We start from the raw sequence: 15,145 nt of genomic DNA, 5'->3' as shown, positions 1-15,145 counted from the left end.
GCTACTTCACGCGCGGCCAGCACTCCTCGCTGAGGCTGAGGCGCGACGCCCGTTCACCGCAAGGCCAGCGGTTACATCACCGACGCGCGTCCGGGGGCGAATGAGGCCAGCGACCGACGCTCACACCGCGTGCTCCAGCGGCGAGCCCGGCCAGCAACGCGGACGGCCGTGAACCCGGAGCCCTACAACCACCGGGCGCGCCGCACGCAGCACGCCCCGGGACGATGACCAGGGAGAAGGCACGTGGCCGCACTTCACGCCCACACCGCTTTGACCACTGCCTGGCCCGCCGAAGCCGCCCGCCCGTAGAACCTTCGGAGGTGCCCATGATGTTCGAAGAACTCTTGCCTGGCCTGCCCCTCGCCCTTGCCCTCGCCGAAGCCACCGATCTTGGAACCGGCGACGTTCCACAAGGCGTCGAAGGAAACCGCCGCGAGGAACACCGCGGCCTGCGACACCCCGGTCGGCTCCAGAACCATCAAAGGTGGGTTGGTGGGGTCAGCGTCAACACCGTGCGCCACAGGGCGACCACCATAAATCGGCAGCGTCCAAGGCTTGCCGGCGTCCGCATCGAAGAGATCGGCTGCAGCGTAGAGGTCGTTGACGGAGTTCCAGACCTTGTCGATCGAGTAGGCGATACCCGCTGCGTACTCGTCGGGATGGTTGTTCCAAGCCTCGGACATGAACGCCCGAAGCCACGTGTGGTCGTCCCGGATCTCGAACGCCGCAACCGCACGAAGATGCAGGTGAATGCTCACTCCGACGTGTCCCCAAGGTCGGCGGCCCGCCTGTCGGACCAAGCGGCCCGAACCTACTGGACGGCACGACGCCCAGCCGCTCATCTCCCTAACCCCGATCAACCAGCCGGACGGACACCTCCAGCACCACCAACCCTCGCAAGCCGACGTGAGCCTGTGGCCCCGGAACCTCATGGCCGCAACAACATGCGCGGCGCCGCCCCGCCCGCACAAGTCAGCCAAGGGGATCGCGCCATCGCCGACGGACTCGCGCCGCATTCGTACAGCCCGAGCAGAGCCGGGACGAGGATGACGACGGGACGGCTGGGGCGCTCGTCCCCGTGAGCCAATCGCACGCGGCCCACGGATACCTCCATCACGCCATACTGAGCCCGATTACGTGATCAAATATTTGTGGGCTGGGACGGCCGCACAAGGCTGGGGCCTTACCTGGATCTGGTCCGGCACACGCTGGCGACGCCGGCAACCGGCCTCAGCGGGACGCCTGGCGCCGAGGGAGCACCCACCATGGGAATGATCACGTACCTGCAGCCGGTCCATGGCGAGGAGCCGGCCGGTGTCGAGGTCGACATCGACAAGAGCGCCTACGAACTCATCGAGGGCCTCGACGCACTCGGCCTCAACGGCAACGTCATCGTGATGGGGTACCTCGGTTCGGGCGAAGACCCGGACGACGACAACGGCGCCGTCTCCGATACGCACCTGGACCCCGAGCAAGTCCAGTGGAACTGGCAACATCTGCAGGCCGTGACCTCCGAACGGTTCCTGGCCGCCTTCAAGGCGACAAACCTGGGGGCGAGTTTTGACGACCAGGACAACGACTACTTTCAGGCTCATTTCATGACCCTCAGGGACGTGTACCGCACGGCCGCCGACGCGGGCGCGGGCATCAAGATCACGACCTGTTAGGAGCCTTGAGCCTGGTCAGATGGCCGCGTGGAGCCCATGGCCTGATGGTGAGATCCCTGTCAGGTCCAGGCGTCGATCGGTGCGTAGCTGAATCTCTGAGGGGCCTCGCGTTCTCCGGACAGCTTCTTGATGGTCGTCCTACGCGACCGCACGCGAGCTGCCCACAGAGCAGTCAACGCCGCAGCCCTACCGGCCGGCACCACCTCGTGCTACTTCCGCGCCCGTGAGCGCGCTGCTCAAAGAGGTCATCGAGCGGGTCACCCACCGGCTCGGCGAGCGTGTGGACGCCTCTACCGGCCGGTCTCGCTCGCCGATCTGGAGGAGGCGCTGGTCGCCGTCCTGATCTCGATGCTGACCGGCGGCTGGCACGATCCGCTGGCCTTGTTCGAGTTGCACCTGGAGAGCACCAGGAATCCCCCGCCTGCGACACATGCGGACGGACGCCCTGCACGGACTCCATCGCCTTAGCGAACTCGGGATCGTGGAGTCGCAGATGCACCTCTTCCTCGGTCGGCCCCGCCATGCGCTGGTGTACCCACCACCGGTGGCCGAACGGGTCGCGGAAGCGGCTGACCCGATCGCCCCGCGGACCTCCATGCGACCCAGTTCGGTGGCGTCGAAGACGCCCACGATGAAGTCGATCAACTGGGCCGCGTCTCCCGGAGAGATCACCCACGGGGTCATGATCGCGCAGGCGACTGCGAGCGCGCTGATCGTGTGTGCGGGATGGGCCGACGCACATAGCCCGCTTCGGTCCGCTACGCGGCTGAGGCGACCCGGTTCGCGGTCGAGATGGCGGGAGAGGGTCCGCAGCGCCGGGAGGACGGATCCAGGTGGACGCCGGGGTGGTGTTCGTTCGCCAATCGCCCGTGGCGCTCGACCCGAGGGCGGGGACGACGAAGGCCCAGGGTGGGGAGGTTGTCCCTGGCCTGGGCCTTTGTGTGTGGAGCGGGTGACGGGAATCGAACCCGCGCTGTCAGCTTGGGAATCAGACCGATCACCCCCGCTCCCCCACCTGACCAGCCCAACCACCTACCCTCCACTGCCCCCTACACCCCCTTGATCACCGCCCCTAATTGCACGCTAATTGCACGCCGCTGCCGCTGCTGGCCTGCGCGGACGTGAAGTGCATGTATCCCGGGGCGCACACTCACGGCTCCGGAAGGCGCTGACCCACACCGGTGTCGGCTGGCGGCCGACGTGCGCGCGAGTGGCCTCGTCCGTGCGGCGCGTTCGGCGGCGTTCCGTGCATGTTCCGGATCTTGAAATTCGAGCTCTGACGCGTCCAATCTTGACATCATGATCAGATGACGAGCTCATGGGCGATCCGGCACTTCAGTCAGGCGAACCCGAAGGGGCCTGGCCAAGAGGATGTTCCTGCCCTTCTGCGGACGGTTGCGGACTCGCTTGAAGCGCTGGGCCCGGTGGAGGTTCAAGACCTCATCCTGCACACGGAAGTCACAGAGGATGGGCCGTGGGTGAGCGTGACCGTCTACTTCCATCCCATGGACTCTGCTCCGGCCTCTTGACCTGGCAGGACGCCGAACGTTCATGACAGCCTGCTGCTCGTCATCGAACCGCTGTCCCACCGTCACGGACGCAGCGACCGTTCCGGAGTGCTCATTCGCGCGGACGGTCATCACCCCGTGACAGACAGATGCGCGCGAATGAGTGCTCCGGTTCGCGGGGGTCCAGGGGGCTGCGAAGCCCCTTGGTTCGCGCACGCCCAGAAGTGCTACGCAACGTAGCACTTTCACAAGCGGGCAATCTAAAGTGCTACGTACCGTGCCTTCTCAACCATCGCGTGTTGAGCCAGTGTCTGGCGCATGGAACTTCTTGAAGACGCGCCAGCTGTCGCAGTGCTTTGGGTGACGCTTCTGCTCCTCGTAGCCGCAGGCGTGGTCCTTCCTGCGGTGTGGTCGCGGAAAGCGTTCCGGAGACGGGCTGCACTTCAGGTTCTAGATCGTCTCTTCCGGCAGGAGACGCGCTAGGACGGCGGCGCGGCCCGACGACGGCCGTTGGCCGAACAGCGGCCGGGGCCATCGCCGATGCGCGGCCGGGCGCGCGGGGCCGGTGACCGGCGCCCACGCCGCACGCTCCGGCCGCGCTGGCGGCGGGCCGCGCCAACGGCGCGAGCGCCGCCGCCCTTGATCTCAAACGGCCAAATTCGGCAAGCCGTCTGACCCACAGCGAGATCGGCTCTGCCAGGGCCGTCCAGCTGGCCTCCTCCCCGGTCGCCCCCACCCATGATGAGGCGACCCCGACTGCGAAGCAGTTAGTAAGTGCCTTGTTCGGAGGAGCCCGACGTTCGGTGGCAAGCGAACCCGGAGCGCAGGGTCAGCTACAGCTCTAGCCCCCGGAAGCGGCGCGGCAGCGATCACCCCAACCACCTGGTAGAGCGAGCCCTAGCGGCGATCGTCTTGGACCTTAAGGCGGGACAGAGGCCGTCCGAAATCAATTTGGTACGTCCTGAGTCGATAGCCAGACCAGCGCCTCTGGTCGCAGCACCCGGCAACCGGTCACTCGCCCCGCCCCGCCTCTGCGGCACTTGACATGGTGACAAGCCAGCCCGAACCACCCCCTTGGTGCCATCCTGCGGCAGGAGCTATGCGTCTTAATGACGGCTGAGAGACGAGCGCGCTGCGATTCGGCTGTCCGAAATATCGCTACGCGCTGTCCAATACTGACCAGTGGACTAGCTGCCTATCATTCCATACGATATATGTACTTTAGTTGGCGTCGTGATAGTCAATTTTTAGACGACATCAAATGACCGAGGTGAATTATCGAATGAGCGCGGTGGAAGATTGGCTTGGAGATGACTGGGAAGCTTACTGTCTTCTCCTCCTAAGCCGCCACTACGGCGCTGATAACTTGCAAACAGTCCCCGCTCGACATGACGGCGACCTTGGTATCGAGGCGTTCACGCACAATGGTTGCGCAGTTCAGTGTTATGCAGCCAAAGAGCCCCTTGGAACCCAAGAATTGTATATAGCGCAGCGAGACAAGCTAACAACAGATCTCGGGAAGCTGGAGAAGTATCAGAGCGACTTGCTTAACCTTCTCGGTCCCGTGAAGATCGAAAAATATCTTTTCATGGTTCCACGTCATGATTCACGAAAGATAGTCCAGCACGCCACCGCGAAGGCGACTGAATATCGCGCAAAGAATCTGCCACATCTTCATGCAGACTTTCGAATCATTGTCGTAACGGCCGACTCGTTCGCGGAGGAGCGTGAGCAGGTCCTAAAGCGACCGCGAAGACTGATCGAAGTAGAGACGTCTTCCTCGGATCAGATCCAGGCCTGGATTAGTTTCAATGATGCACTAGTTAGTAACATCGATCGTAAACTTAAGAAAGTTGTCCCGCTATCCGCCCAAAGAGGAAAATATATCGAGGGTCTAATAACGCAGTATATTGATGGCAACAACGCTCTCGATACGATGCGCCGGAAGCATCCAGATCAGTGGGAATACACAGAAAGATACAAAAATTTTAAAGAGAGCCTTCTCGTTCTGGAGCATTCTGATGTCAATCCGGCTCCTGGCTCGATTGCCGCGATCGCACGTGACGTAGAGAAGGAACTCGCCCATGATGTGCCGGCGTTGGACCCAAATCTCTGTCGGGTGTTGTCCTGGTCATCTATTGCAGACTGGCTAATGCGTTGCCCGCTGGACTTCTACACCCCGGAACAGGAGTCGCGGTGAATCTTGATGACCTTGAGCGCATGTTCGCACAGATCGATGAGCCTCTAACCTTCGTGCGTCGTCCCGATCCTGTCCCCGGAGACCTTCGATTCGGATGGCGGTTTTCCGTACTCACGCTCATCTTGAACCACTGCTATAGGCGCACCGCAAATCTACAACAAGTACATTTCCTGAGCTGGGCGATAAAATCCCGGGAATCGCGGGATCTTGTGGCGCGAGTTCTCTCAGGTAAGCGAAGGCCGGAGGACATAATTGTCCGCTATGACCCCTCTCTGTCGCGGACACTGGGGCTCGCACAGAAGTTTTCACTCGTGCACCGCAACAACAACCAGACCATTTCGCTCGCGCAGCAAGGGCTTATTCTGGCATCCGAGATATTGAGGCAAAGTGAGCTGCTTGTCGCAGAGAAGGATTTTCTCAATAGGTTTCCCGCTAAAATTACGCAATCATACGTCCGAGATTTGGTGGGGTGACTGATGCTCCGTATCCGAGCGCTTAGACTCCGCGCTCAGACCACTGGCCCGATATGCGGCGTGGACCTACGTTTTACTAGCGGACTGAATGTATTGCGCGCCGATAATTCAAGTGGGAAATCGACGTGCATGCAGGCGATAGTATACGCACTTGGGCTAGAAGGCATGTTGAGCGCGCGGCGCGATATCCCACTTGCGCACGTGATGACGGACTCGATAAAGATAGACGGTCGCGACCTTCCCGTCCGCGAGTCCTGGGTAATGCTTGAACTGGAGAACGCTCAGAACGAGATATTGACCGTGCGGCGGGCGGTAAAGAGCGGAAATGTGGATCGCACGCTAATACAGACTTGGCGGCAGCCGATCCTCTCCGAGCGAATAAGTCCAGCTGAATCCCGTGACTATTTCGTGCGCAGAAAAGGAGCTGCACAGCGGGAAGCCGGATTTCATCATATGCTCGCGAAGTTTATGGGTTGGGATTTGCCCAGAGTATCACGCATGGACGGGAGCGAGGGCCCTCTCTACCTAGAGTGCCTCTTCCCCTTCTTTTATGTCGAACAAAAGCATGGCTGGTCAGGCGTGCAAGCACGAATCCCTACCTATTTGGGCATTCGAGACGTTGCACGGCGAACTGCAGAATTCATCCTCTCGCTAGATGAATACCAGGCAGTGCTACAGCGTCACCGTCTGGAATCAGCGGCGTCGACCATTGAAGCTGAGTGGTCCGAAACATTTCAACGATTGCGTGCGGTGGCGGATTCTGCCGCAATCGTAGTTAGCGGAATCGCCCCGAAGCCGACGATTGATGCCCAGAGCATCTCTGCGCAATTGTCTGTTCTCTCCCACGCTGAATGGGTTCCGTTGGCTATTGAGTTGCAGCATCTAAGGACACGCCTAAATCAACTAACCCAGGTGCCCGTCAGCAAAGTAGGAGAGACAGCAGCGCAGCTTGAGGTCGAGCTGACATATCTTCAAACCTCGCTGGTAGCAACTAATTCCGCGTTGGTCGAGGCAACGGCTGCAAGAGAAGAGACGAGGGCTCGCCTCAATAGCGTTGAACTCCGGGTCGCGGCTCTCAAAGAGGACTTGCAGCGCCACAGGGACGTAGCTCTTCTCCAAAGGTTGGGCTCGACGCACTCGGCCCTGCCAAGTGATGATTTGTTTTGCCCAACCTGTGATCAAAGTGTGCCCGATGGATTTGAAATAACCGATAATCCTATGACCGTCGAGCAGAGTATCGATTACATCGAGCAAGAACTCCGCACCTTCCGCTCGATGCATCGAGACTTTATGGAACTCTTGAAGGTTGAAGACACAAAGGTCCGAACGCTCCGACAAGATGCCGATGAGATTCGGCGTCAAGTGCGGTCTATTAAAGATTCCCTCATGTCTCCTTCCGCAACGCCCTCGGTTGCTGAACTTACGGAGCGTCTTCGCCTAGAGGAGCAGATAACCGGGCTGGGCAAGGCGCACAAGGAGATATCCGATGGCCTTCAAGGTCTACTAGCACTTGTCGAACCTTGGCATCGCAACCGAGAAGCTATCGCAGCACTGAAGGCGAGATCGCGCACTCCACTCGATGAGCGCAAGATCGACCACTTGCAGAGGAGCGTGGTCCAGCAGCTCAGGATGTACCATTTTAGCTCGCTAGAGCCAGACAGTGTCGAAATATCTACAGAGACATATCGTCCGACCCACGAGGGGTTCGATCTAGGTTTCGATATTTCGGCGAGCGACATGGTGAGGGTTATCTGGGCCTATCTTCTCGGCATCTTGGAAACAGCCACCGCATTTGATTCAAACCACCCCCGCTTCCTCATGTTCGACGAACCTAGGCAACAGGAGACGAAAGAGATAAGCTTTGCAGCGCTTTTGGAGCGGGCTGCGAGGAACGGCACCTCCGGGGCACAGATCATCTTTGCAACGAGCTGGCCGGAGAAACCTCTTCGCGAGATGCTTGCAGACCTGCCTCATCGACTAATTTCAATCCCGCCAGAGACCAAGCTTCTAGGTCCTGTGCAGGAGTAATGCATCGTGCAGGCGGCGGAAGGCGGGAGATGCCCCCGTAGGCTGGGCGCATGATCCGAGCTGTGGTGTTTGATGTCGGCGAGTGCCTGGTGAACGAGACGACCGAGTATGGGACGTGGGCTGACTGGCTAGGCGTGCCGCGTCATGCGTTCTCGGCAACGTTCGGGGCGGTCATCGCTCGGGGGTTGGACTACCGGGAGACGTTTCAGGTGTTCGCGCCGGGGTTCGATCTGACCGCGGAGCGGGAGAAGCGGGCTGCGGCGGGGAAGCCGGAGACGTTCGGGGAGTCTGATCTCTACCCGGATGTGCGGCCGTCGTTGGCGAAGCTGCGGGATGACGGGCTGTGGGTGGGGATTGCGGGGAACCAGACAGTTCGGGCTGGGGGGATCCTGCGCTCGTTGGATCTACCTTCGGATCTGATCGCCACGTCGGATGACTGGGGTGTGTCCAAGCCTGACACGGGGTTCTTCCGGTGTGTGGTGGACGCTGCGCCGTGTGAGGCGGACGAGATCTTGTATGTGGGTGACCGGCTGGACAACGACATTCGTCCGGCTGCTGAGGTCGGGGTGCTGACGGCGCTGATCCGGCGGGGGCCTTGGGGGATCATTCAGCAGGACGACCCGGAAGCCGACCGCATCGCGACGATGCGTATTGATTCGCTGGCCGAGCTTCCGGGCCGGATCGCTGAGTTCAACGCTGCAACGAACTGACCGTCGTCTGCCAGTCGTAGAGGCGGTCGTCCAGGTGGCGGACGGCGTCGCTGTCGGACCACTTTTGGAGGGCTCGGCGGACCTGGTTCACGCGATCCATGCCGGTGGCGTACCAGGTGGCCGAGAGCTGGTCGAGGGCCTGTTCGGCGTACGCGGCTGCGCCCTCGGGGTTGTTCAGCGCGATCTCGACGGCGGCCAGGTCGCCGAGGATGACCGAGCGCTGCTTGGCGTTGGTGTCCTCCAGAATGGCTAGGAGTGTGGCCTTGGCCTGGGCGGGCTGCCCGGCCTTGAGCTGGGTGTCTCCCTTGAAGGACTGCAAGCTGACCGGCGAGAACCAGTTGAACCACTCGGGGGCCGGTGTTTCGCTTCCTTCGGTCAGGACGAGTTCGGCGTTGTTGATCAGCCGCAGCGCCTCGCGCGGGTAGCCGCATCTGGTCTCGCACTCGGCTTCGACGGCGTCCAGCCATGCCCAGAACTCGGCCGGGGCCGGGGAACGGCGGGCGTAGGTGCGGGCAGCGCGCATCCGCTCGGCTGACTCCTCGCGGCGGCCGTCCCAACCGGGGATGAACGCGGCATGTGCCAGGATCGCCGCTCCCAACAGGGAGTCATTGGCCTCGCCTGCGGCCTGGAGCGCTCGGACGTAGGTCGCGTCCGCCTCGTCGGGCTGGCGCAGGTCGAAGAACTCGATCCGGCCGACCAGTAGGAGCGCCTCGGCCAACGCGGTCGCCAGGATGCGGCGGGGTACACCGGTGGTCTCAGCGAGTAGCTGGGTTCCCAGCTTGGTGTGTTCCAGCACGGCCGGGTGGAGCTGGGTGGGCTGCACGCTGAAGTAGAGGCGGCGAAGTGCCGCATTGATCGCGGCGAAGTCGGCCCCGACGGTTGGCGGCTGGAGGGCGGCCGAGGCGTTCGGCAAGGGCAACGCCGTGCCCAGCGCCTGCGGGGCTGCGCTGGCACGAGGTGCTGGGACGGCGTTGTTCGCGGCCGGACCGCTGGCTTCCCAGGGCGGCGTGAAGCCGAGCTGATCGATCGGCAGTTGCAGGACCTGAGTCAGAAGCCGCTGGTGATCGGCTCGGGGCCATGGCGGGTTGGCCGACTCCCAACGACGGATCTGACGGGCGCTCACCTGGATATGTCCCAGATCAAGAAGCGGCGCGGCTCTCGTCATCGCATCCGCCAACGCTTGCTGTGAGGCATACCCGGCGTGCTGCCGAGCGGCCTTGAGACGGGTGTTCCCGGCTGGTCGCGTCACCTGATCCCACCTCCTACGTGGTGTCCTCTTCGCCTCTGACGGTACCTACAAACGGTCCTTGAGCGGACACTGGGGCTCATCTCACCGTCTGAACGGCCTATAAGAGTCCTCTAGAGGACCCATTGAGGACCTTCAAGAGGACGTTCCGCGAGAGGACTCTTGTCGGCATGCGAGATGAGCGGGAAGCCAACTCTTGCGAGAGCTGCCGGGGACGTGGCTGGAAGTGGGTCTCGGTTCGGCGCTTCGTTCTCGTCTGGGGCTCGGCTAAGGGGACACCGCCGACTCGGGAGCGGGAGCCGTGTGCTTCGTGCTCCGCAGAGCGACGGGCCAAGGCGGCCTGATGAGCTGCGGGGCCGGTGATCTGGTGTGAGTGGCAGAGGTACCCCGCGTGTCCCTTGCGGCACTTCACCTCTCAGTCATGTCCCCAGGTCACCGGTCCCGCTCCCGAAACGGAGGGGCAGGCGGTGACTGAACCGGTGGTGAATGAGCGGCCGTTGAGCGAGCAGCCTTTGAGTGAGGCTGAGGCGGCGGTGTGGGCTCCGGCGGCGCGTGCGTTGGTGGTGGCGTTGGCCGCGCGTGGCCTGGTCGCGAGCGTGCACGGGCATGGCGCGGTGTTGGCACGGAACCCGGCCGGAGAGCCTGCGCCGGATGACCTGGTGGGTGCGGCGTTGTCGCCGGGGCTGAACCAGGAGGTGTGGTGCCGTCCGGACTGGCCGGGCCGCGAACTGTGGTGGTTCTGGGCCTGGTCGGGGCCGAACCGCAACGACCCGCCGGAGTTGGAGCCCCTGTGCCCGGCGTCCGAGACGGTGTTGGCGGCGGACGCTATCGCGCGGGTGCTGGCGGTCCCTTTCGCTGACGTGCGGGTGTCGTGATGCGTGGCGAGTTCCCCCGCGATCTGTCCGGCCGCGCGGCGGGCGCCGGTGGTCGCCCTGGTGGGGGTGTTCCCGGGCCGGTGGCCGGTTCCGCTGGTGAATCCGCGGGACGTCTGACGGATTCAGGGCTGGTCACGCGGGCGCTCCGGGAGGAGTACGGCGGTCGTGTGGAGTCGGCGTGGTTCGGCGAACACACGCGTTCATGGTGGGCGGTGGTCCGGGGCTACCGGGGTGTGCGCCTGGTGGAAGCTTCGAGTCCGAGGGAGTTGCGTGATGCGGTGGTTCATGCGGAACGGTGGCCCTGGCCAAGCACGGGACCACGAGCCACGGGACCGCAGGCCACTGGAGCCGGGCAAGCCGTTCGCCGCTCCGGCCGCCTGTGAGCCGCTGCCCGGTCAGGATCCGATAGCCGCTCTGTGTGGCTTGGTCGGGCAGCTGGCCGATGTGGAGAACCCGTCTGCGCGGTTGCTGCCGTTGGCCGAGGCGGTGCGCTCGGCGGCGTGGGGGCTTCGTGAGGCGGTCGGGGCCGGGCTGCGGGCGGAATCTGCGGGGCTGGTGGAGTCGGCCGGGCGGGTGCTGGACCTGGTGTTCTGGACCTGGGACGAGTTCCTCGGGGTCCTGCATGAGGTCGAGTCCGAGCTGAACACCCTCCATGACGCGATCGTCTCGGAGTCCATGGCGTCGCGTTCGGCTGGCGCGGTCTGGGACCACGAGGAGGCGGCCCAGGTGCGCGAGCGGCTGCGGGTGCTGGATGAGGTGCTCGTGAACCTCTCCTCGTGCCGGAACAGCCTCGGTGGCTCACACATGCTCCTCAGCCACACCACTTCTGCCCTTGACCTTCTAGACGCCCTCACCCCACCGCGGACGGCGAACGACCCGGCGGGCTCCCCCGCCGGTACCGGCATCGACGAAGACACGGAGGACAAGACCGATGAGTGACGTTCTGAGGATCACGACGTGGAACCTGAACAACGGCGGCACGGATGGGGCGGACGATTCCCGCTTGTGGGGGATCCTCGACCGGATCTCGGCGAGCGGCCCGCATGACGTGGTGTTCCTTCAGGAGTGCAAGTGGGGTGACTCGGCCTCCCGGCGACTGCATCAGGTGGCCCAGCATCTGAACATGCCCGGTGGTCGGTACCTGGTGCCCGCGCCCCGGTACGGGTGTGACCTGGTCGCGCTGGTCCGGGAGACCTCGACTCTCCGCGTCGTCCAGGAGCGCCACGAGACCGGCCTGACGCCCTGGTTTCACGCCCTGCTGCGCCTCGAGGTCGCGGTTGGGGCGGCCACCGGAACGCCCCGCCGTGTCGACCTGTGCGGGGTGCATCTCGCGCCCAGCTCTCCCCGCATCCGCGCGACCGAGGCCGACATGTTCAACCTGATCAGCAAGGTCGAAGCGATCGCGGCGGGCGACTTCAACGCCCGTGCTCTCAGTGAGCGCGACCTGCCCGAGGACACCGACCTTTCCAACGCCAAGATCTTGCGCAAGCTCGACACCACCCCCGCCCAGGTCATCGCCGCTGCGGGGTTCGCCGACCTGGGCGAGATGGCGGGCGACCTCACCCCGACCGTGGGCTTCGGCATCGGGCCCGTGCCGCATCGCGCGGACCGCATCTACACCAACATCAAGGGTGTCCAGGTGCTCGAACACGCGGTACTGTCCGCCGACGACGGCGACCGTCGGCTGTCCGACCACGACGGCGTCACCACCCTGATCAGGATTCCGGTATGAGGTGGCCGTGCACTGTGGCTGCCTGGTTTCGGCGGGAGGGTTCAGACCCGGATCTGGGTTGGATGCTCGAAGCTGACGGCCAAGAGGACGCGGTCTACGCGCGGCGAGTGCATGAGGCGCTGGCTGCGTCCCCGGTCACGGCGGCCTGGATTCTCAACGTTCAGCCGCATCGCGTGGGCGGCTACATGGGCGTGGCGCTCTGGATGCCCATGCTCAGTCTCGGGGGCCGGGTGGTCGGACGTCGGATCTGGATCGAGGCATCCGGCGTACAGGATCTGCTGGACGTGGCCGACGCGATCCGTTCGCCGGAGTTTCGCGAGGCCATGGGCGACTTCGGGGACTCCTACACCTAGGGTGTGCTGACCCGATGGTGTGGCCGGATCGCGCCACGCTGGGGGCACGAGTCGAGGTGTGACAGGGAGAAATGACCCTGGGTACCCTTGGACTACTCGTGTTATCGACAAGTAGGCGGGTCCAGATGTCGGATGATTGGCGCTACCTCCCGAAGTACCAGCAGATCATCGAGACGCTGCGGCGTCGGATCGCTGAGGGCGTGTACCAGGTCGGGGACAAGCTGCCGTCCGAAACCGAACTGCTCAAGGAGTTCGGGACGTCCCGCCCGACGGTCGTCCGGGCGCTGAACAACATGCAGCTCGGCGGAGAAGTCGAGCGTGTCCACGGGCGTGGGAGCTTCGTCAAGGCTCCGCGTACCCCTGACGGTCCGGGCCGGAGTCTGCCGGGCCTCGCCGTGCTGGATCGTCACGAGACAGCCGAGACGGTCAAGATGATCGAGGTGGGACGCCGTCCGGTCCCTGCCCCGGTAGCCGAGCTTCTGGGCCTGGCTGCCGGGGCTCCGGCGTTCCTGCGGCGTTACGTCGGCGTCTTTGACCAGATCCCGAGTGAGCTGGTCTCGCTCTGGCTCCCCCTGGACATCGCCAAGACGATGGGCCTGCAAGCGGACGGGCCCCTGACGGTTCCGGTGCGTGAGCTGCTCGCGTCCGCGCATGACGAACGCCTGGTGCGCATTGATGAGCGCCTGTCGGCACGGCCCGCCACCGAGCAGGAAACCGAGGCTCTGAAGCTGGGCGCGCACGAACCGATCCTGGCTGTGCTCGGTGTCCTTCGAGACACGACCGGACGCGGCGTGCTGGCCGTTGACCTGGCACTTCCGGGCACTCTGCACGAGTTGTCCGACTCGTTCCCGCTCTGATGTGACCCACATCACTCAATAACTTAAGTCACCCTCGTTGCGATCGCCCCGTCCAGGGGTATGTTCGTACTTAGCAACTCGATAAGCCGAGTTGCTAAGTGCAGAAGTCAACGCATGGAGGTGTGACCATGGCGGTTCTGGGACGGATCCCGGTGAGCTTCGGTGAGGTGTTCCCTCACGGTGTGTTCGCCACGGCGGCGGCCGAGCCCTTGGAGAACTTCGAGACCAAGCGGCAGGAGACCGACAAGGAGAACGGTCTCCCGGTCTGGGTGGTGGATGTCTACGACGCCGACCCCGAGGCCAACCACAAGAACAGCGCGATCAAGGTGAAGATCTCCGCCGAGGTCTGCCCGATCGTGCCGGAAGCGGCGTACGGGCCGTTCCGCCCGTGCGAGTTCGAGGGGCTGACGGTCACGCCGTACGTGGACGACTCGGGGAAGCGTCCGCGGATCGCCTACTCGTTCCGGGCGCGTGGTGTCCGGGCTCCCGGCGGCGCGGCTGGCTCGGGTGCGGGCAGGTCCCGTCCGGCGGCTCAGGCTGCGGCGCAGCAGAAGGACGCGGCCTGATGGGGGCGGGCAAGGGGCGCATGTCGGCGCTCACGCTGCCGGTCGACACCGGGACGACCAGTGAGTTCAAGGCGTTCCGGGCTCGGACCCCGCTGTTCTCGATCGTCGCCGGGCGGGTGCTCGTCACCCTGACCTTGCCCGAGCGGCTCCGTCCCGAGGATGTGGAGTTCGCCCGAACCCTGGCCGAGCAGGCGCAGCGATACGCGATCGAGGTGGAGCGGCTCTACCGGTCTGGCGGCCAGGTCCGCAACGAGCGGAAGGGGCGGGCTGCCTGATGGGCGACTACTCGTACACCACGATCGTGGTCGAGCCGGGACGCTCCCCTCAGATCGGGGTCTCCCTGCATGGCGGTGAGTCGGTGACGGTCCTGGCCTCCACCAAGGGGGATGCGGCGCAGGTGTCGGTGATGCAGGGGGACGTGCACGTCACCTTCACCCCCGGCAACAAGACGGCGGTCACGCCGGAGGACGTGAAGTCCGCGCGGGAGCTGGCCGAGGCGTTCGCCGCCTACGCGGCCAAGGTGGAGCGGCTCCAGGAGCAGCACACCGCCTCCTCCACCTCGGGGCGTGCGGCGTGATCGCGCTGGTGCTGATGGGCCTGGTGCTGATGGCCGTGGCCGCGCTGGGTGGCCTGGCGCTGCTGGGGGAGTGGATGGATTCCCGGCGGGCGGTGCGCTGGTGCCATGCCATGGGCCGTCACTGCGGTCGGGCCTCTTGCGAGCCCTGCGAACTCGCCGCCACGTCGGCTGAAGCCGCCGCGGAGGTCGGGGCGAACCGGGTGCTGATCGTGCCGGTGATGATCCCGTGGCCGCCGCCGCTCCCGGGCGCGTTCACCCGGGTCATCTGACGGCACATGCAAGCGAGTTGAGGGCGGGGCGGCGTGAAGCTGCAACCTTCCCGCCGCCCCTTCCCCCTCGCTTCTGCTTCCTCT

At 64.1% G+C, this 15,145-nt stretch carries 16 protein-coding genes; 14 read left to right on the top strand and 2 right to left on the bottom strand.

Translation table 11 applies throughout. From position 1 onward, the window contains the following. Positions 1–254 precede the first annotated feature (254 nt). On the bottom strand, positions 255–758 hold the full coding sequence (locus tag P696_RS0113250; RefSeq protein ID WP_026412729.1) for a DUF1877 family protein: 504 nt from the start codon (positions 756–758) through the stop codon (positions 255–257). A 507-nt stretch (positions 759–1,265) separates the two neighbouring features. On the opposite strand from P696_RS0113250, the gene P696_RS0113245 reads away from it, so the two are divergent. The 5 genes from P696_RS0113245 to P696_RS0113230 all read left to right on the top strand — a co-directional run bounded on the left by P696_RS0113245 (position 1,266) and on the right by P696_RS0113230 (position 8,586). Next, entirely contained in the window at positions 1,266–1,667 is a 402-nt protein-coding gene (locus tag P696_RS0113245) for a DUF1877 family protein (protein ID WP_157429670.1), read from the top strand. Between the two features lie 2,769 nt (positions 1,668–4,436). Then, a complete protein-coding gene (locus P696_RS55865; protein ID WP_157429669.1) occupies positions 4,437–5,375 on the top strand; it encodes a hypothetical protein in 939 nt (312 codons plus the stop codon). Beyond that, a complete protein-coding gene (locus P696_RS55860) occupies positions 5,372–5,848 on the top strand; it encodes a hypothetical protein (protein ID WP_157429668.1) in 477 nt (158 codons plus the stop codon). The genes P696_RS55865 and P696_RS55860 overlap by 4 nt, the downstream gene beginning before the upstream one ends. A gap of 165 nt (positions 5,849–6,013) precedes the next feature. Beyond that, entirely contained in the window at positions 6,014–7,876 is a 1,863-nt protein-coding gene (locus P696_RS55855; protein WP_157429667.1) for a hypothetical protein, read from the top strand. Positions 7,877–7,926: 50 nt separating this feature from the next. Continuing rightward, on the top strand, positions 7,927–8,586 hold the full coding sequence (locus tag P696_RS0113230; protein ID WP_026412726.1) for an HAD family hydrolase: 660 nt from the start codon (positions 7,927–7,929) through the stop codon (positions 8,584–8,586). Here P696_RS0113230 and P696_RS0113225 read toward each other — a convergent pair. After that, on the bottom strand, positions 8,567–9,835 hold the full coding sequence (locus P696_RS0113225; protein ID WP_026412725.1) for an NsdA family TPR-like regulatory protein: 1,269 nt from the start codon (positions 9,833–9,835) through the stop codon (positions 8,567–8,569). The genes P696_RS0113230 and P696_RS0113225 overlap by 20 nt on opposite strands. 464 nt (positions 9,836–10,299) lie before the next feature. On the opposite strand from P696_RS0113225, the gene P696_RS0113220 reads away from it, so the two are divergent. The 9 genes from P696_RS0113220 to P696_RS0113180 all read left to right on the top strand — a co-directional run bounded on the left by P696_RS0113220 (position 10,300) and on the right by P696_RS0113180 (position 15,061). After that, positions 10,300–10,707 carry a hypothetical protein gene (locus P696_RS0113220; protein ID WP_157429666.1) on the top strand — a complete coding sequence of 136 codons (408 nt, stop codon included), beginning with the start codon at positions 10,300–10,302 and terminating at the stop codon, positions 10,705–10,707. Positions 10,708–11,151: 444 nt separating this feature from the next. Continuing rightward, positions 11,152–11,646 (top strand): hypothetical protein, encoded by a 495-nt coding sequence (locus P696_RS0113215; protein ID WP_157429665.1) that lies wholly within the window; start codon positions 11,152–11,154, stop codon positions 11,644–11,646. Next, positions 11,639–12,439: an endonuclease/exonuclease/phosphatase family protein gene (locus P696_RS0113210; RefSeq protein WP_026412722.1), complete on the top strand. Its 801-nt coding sequence runs from the start codon at positions 11,639–11,641 to the stop codon at positions 12,437–12,439. The genes P696_RS0113215 and P696_RS0113210 overlap by 8 nt, the downstream gene beginning before the upstream one ends. A 62-nt stretch (positions 12,440–12,501) precedes the next feature. Further along, positions 12,502–12,792 (top strand): hypothetical protein, encoded by a 291-nt coding sequence (locus P696_RS0113205; protein ID WP_026412721.1) that lies wholly within the window; start codon positions 12,502–12,504, stop codon positions 12,790–12,792. Between the two features lie 125 nt (positions 12,793–12,917). After that, the gene (locus tag P696_RS0113200; protein ID WP_026412720.1) at positions 12,918–13,649 is read left to right on the top strand and encodes a GntR family transcriptional regulator; all 732 of its coding nucleotides are present in this window, start codon (positions 12,918–12,920) and stop codon (positions 13,647–13,649) included. A 128-nt stretch (positions 13,650–13,777) separates the two neighbouring features. Further along, complete coding sequence (locus P696_RS0113195) at positions 13,778–14,215, top strand: hypothetical protein (protein ID WP_026412719.1); 438 nt, start codon at positions 13,778–13,780, stop codon at positions 14,213–14,215. Further along, positions 14,215–14,490, top strand: a complete 276-nt coding sequence (locus P696_RS0113190; RefSeq protein ID WP_026412718.1) for a hypothetical protein — start codon at positions 14,215–14,217, stop codon at positions 14,488–14,490. The genes P696_RS0113195 and P696_RS0113190 overlap by 1 nt, the downstream gene beginning before the upstream one ends. Then, positions 14,490–14,792, top strand: a complete 303-nt coding sequence (locus tag P696_RS0113185) for a hypothetical protein (protein WP_026412717.1) — start codon at positions 14,490–14,492, stop codon at positions 14,790–14,792. Before P696_RS0113190 ends, P696_RS0113185 begins: the two co-directional genes overlap by 1 nt. After that, on the top strand, positions 14,789–15,061 hold the full coding sequence (locus P696_RS0113180) for a hypothetical protein (RefSeq protein WP_026412716.1): 273 nt from the start codon (positions 14,789–14,791) through the stop codon (positions 15,059–15,061). Before P696_RS0113185 ends, P696_RS0113180 begins: the two co-directional genes overlap by 4 nt. Positions 15,062–15,145 lie beyond the last annotated feature (84 nt).

This window comes from Actinomadura oligospora ATCC 43269 (genome assembly GCF_000518265.1).
GTDB lineage: Bacteria > Actinomycetota > Actinomycetes > Streptosporangiales > Streptosporangiaceae > Spirillospora > Spirillospora oligospora.
The sequence above is the reverse complement of the archived record's forward strand: the minus strand, read 5'-3'. Positions and strand labels throughout refer to the sequence as shown.

Coding starts and splice junctions, on each gene's coding strand:
- P696_RS0113245 (WP_157429670.1), top strand. CDS start 1,266: ATGGGAATGATCACGTACCTGCAGCCGGTCCATGGCGAGGAGCCGGCC.
- P696_RS55865 (WP_157429669.1), top strand. CDS start 4,437: ATGACCGAGGTGAATTATCGAATGAGCGCGGTGGAAGATTGGCTTGGA.
- P696_RS55855 (WP_157429667.1), top strand. CDS start 6,014: ATGTTGAGCGCGCGGCGCGATATCCCACTTGCGCACGTGATGACGGAC.
- P696_RS0113230 (WP_026412726.1), top strand. CDS start 7,927: ATGATCCGAGCTGTGGTGTTTGATGTCGGCGAGTGCCTGGTGAACGAG.
- P696_RS0113210 (WP_026412722.1), top strand. CDS start 11,639: ATGAGTGACGTTCTGAGGATCACGACGTGGAACCTGAACAACGGCGGC.
- P696_RS0113205 (WP_026412721.1), top strand. CDS start 12,502: ATGCTCGAAGCTGACGGCCAAGAGGACGCGGTCTACGCGCGGCGAGTG.
- P696_RS0113200 (WP_026412720.1), top strand. CDS start 12,918: ATGTCGGATGATTGGCGCTACCTCCCGAAGTACCAGCAGATCATCGAG.
- P696_RS0113195 (WP_026412719.1), top strand. CDS start 13,778: ATGGCGGTTCTGGGACGGATCCCGGTGAGCTTCGGTGAGGTGTTCCCT.
- P696_RS0113190 (WP_026412718.1), top strand. CDS start 14,215: ATGGGGGCGGGCAAGGGGCGCATGTCGGCGCTCACGCTGCCGGTCGAC.
- P696_RS0113185 (WP_026412717.1), top strand. CDS start 14,490: ATGGGCGACTACTCGTACACCACGATCGTGGTCGAGCCGGGACGCTCC.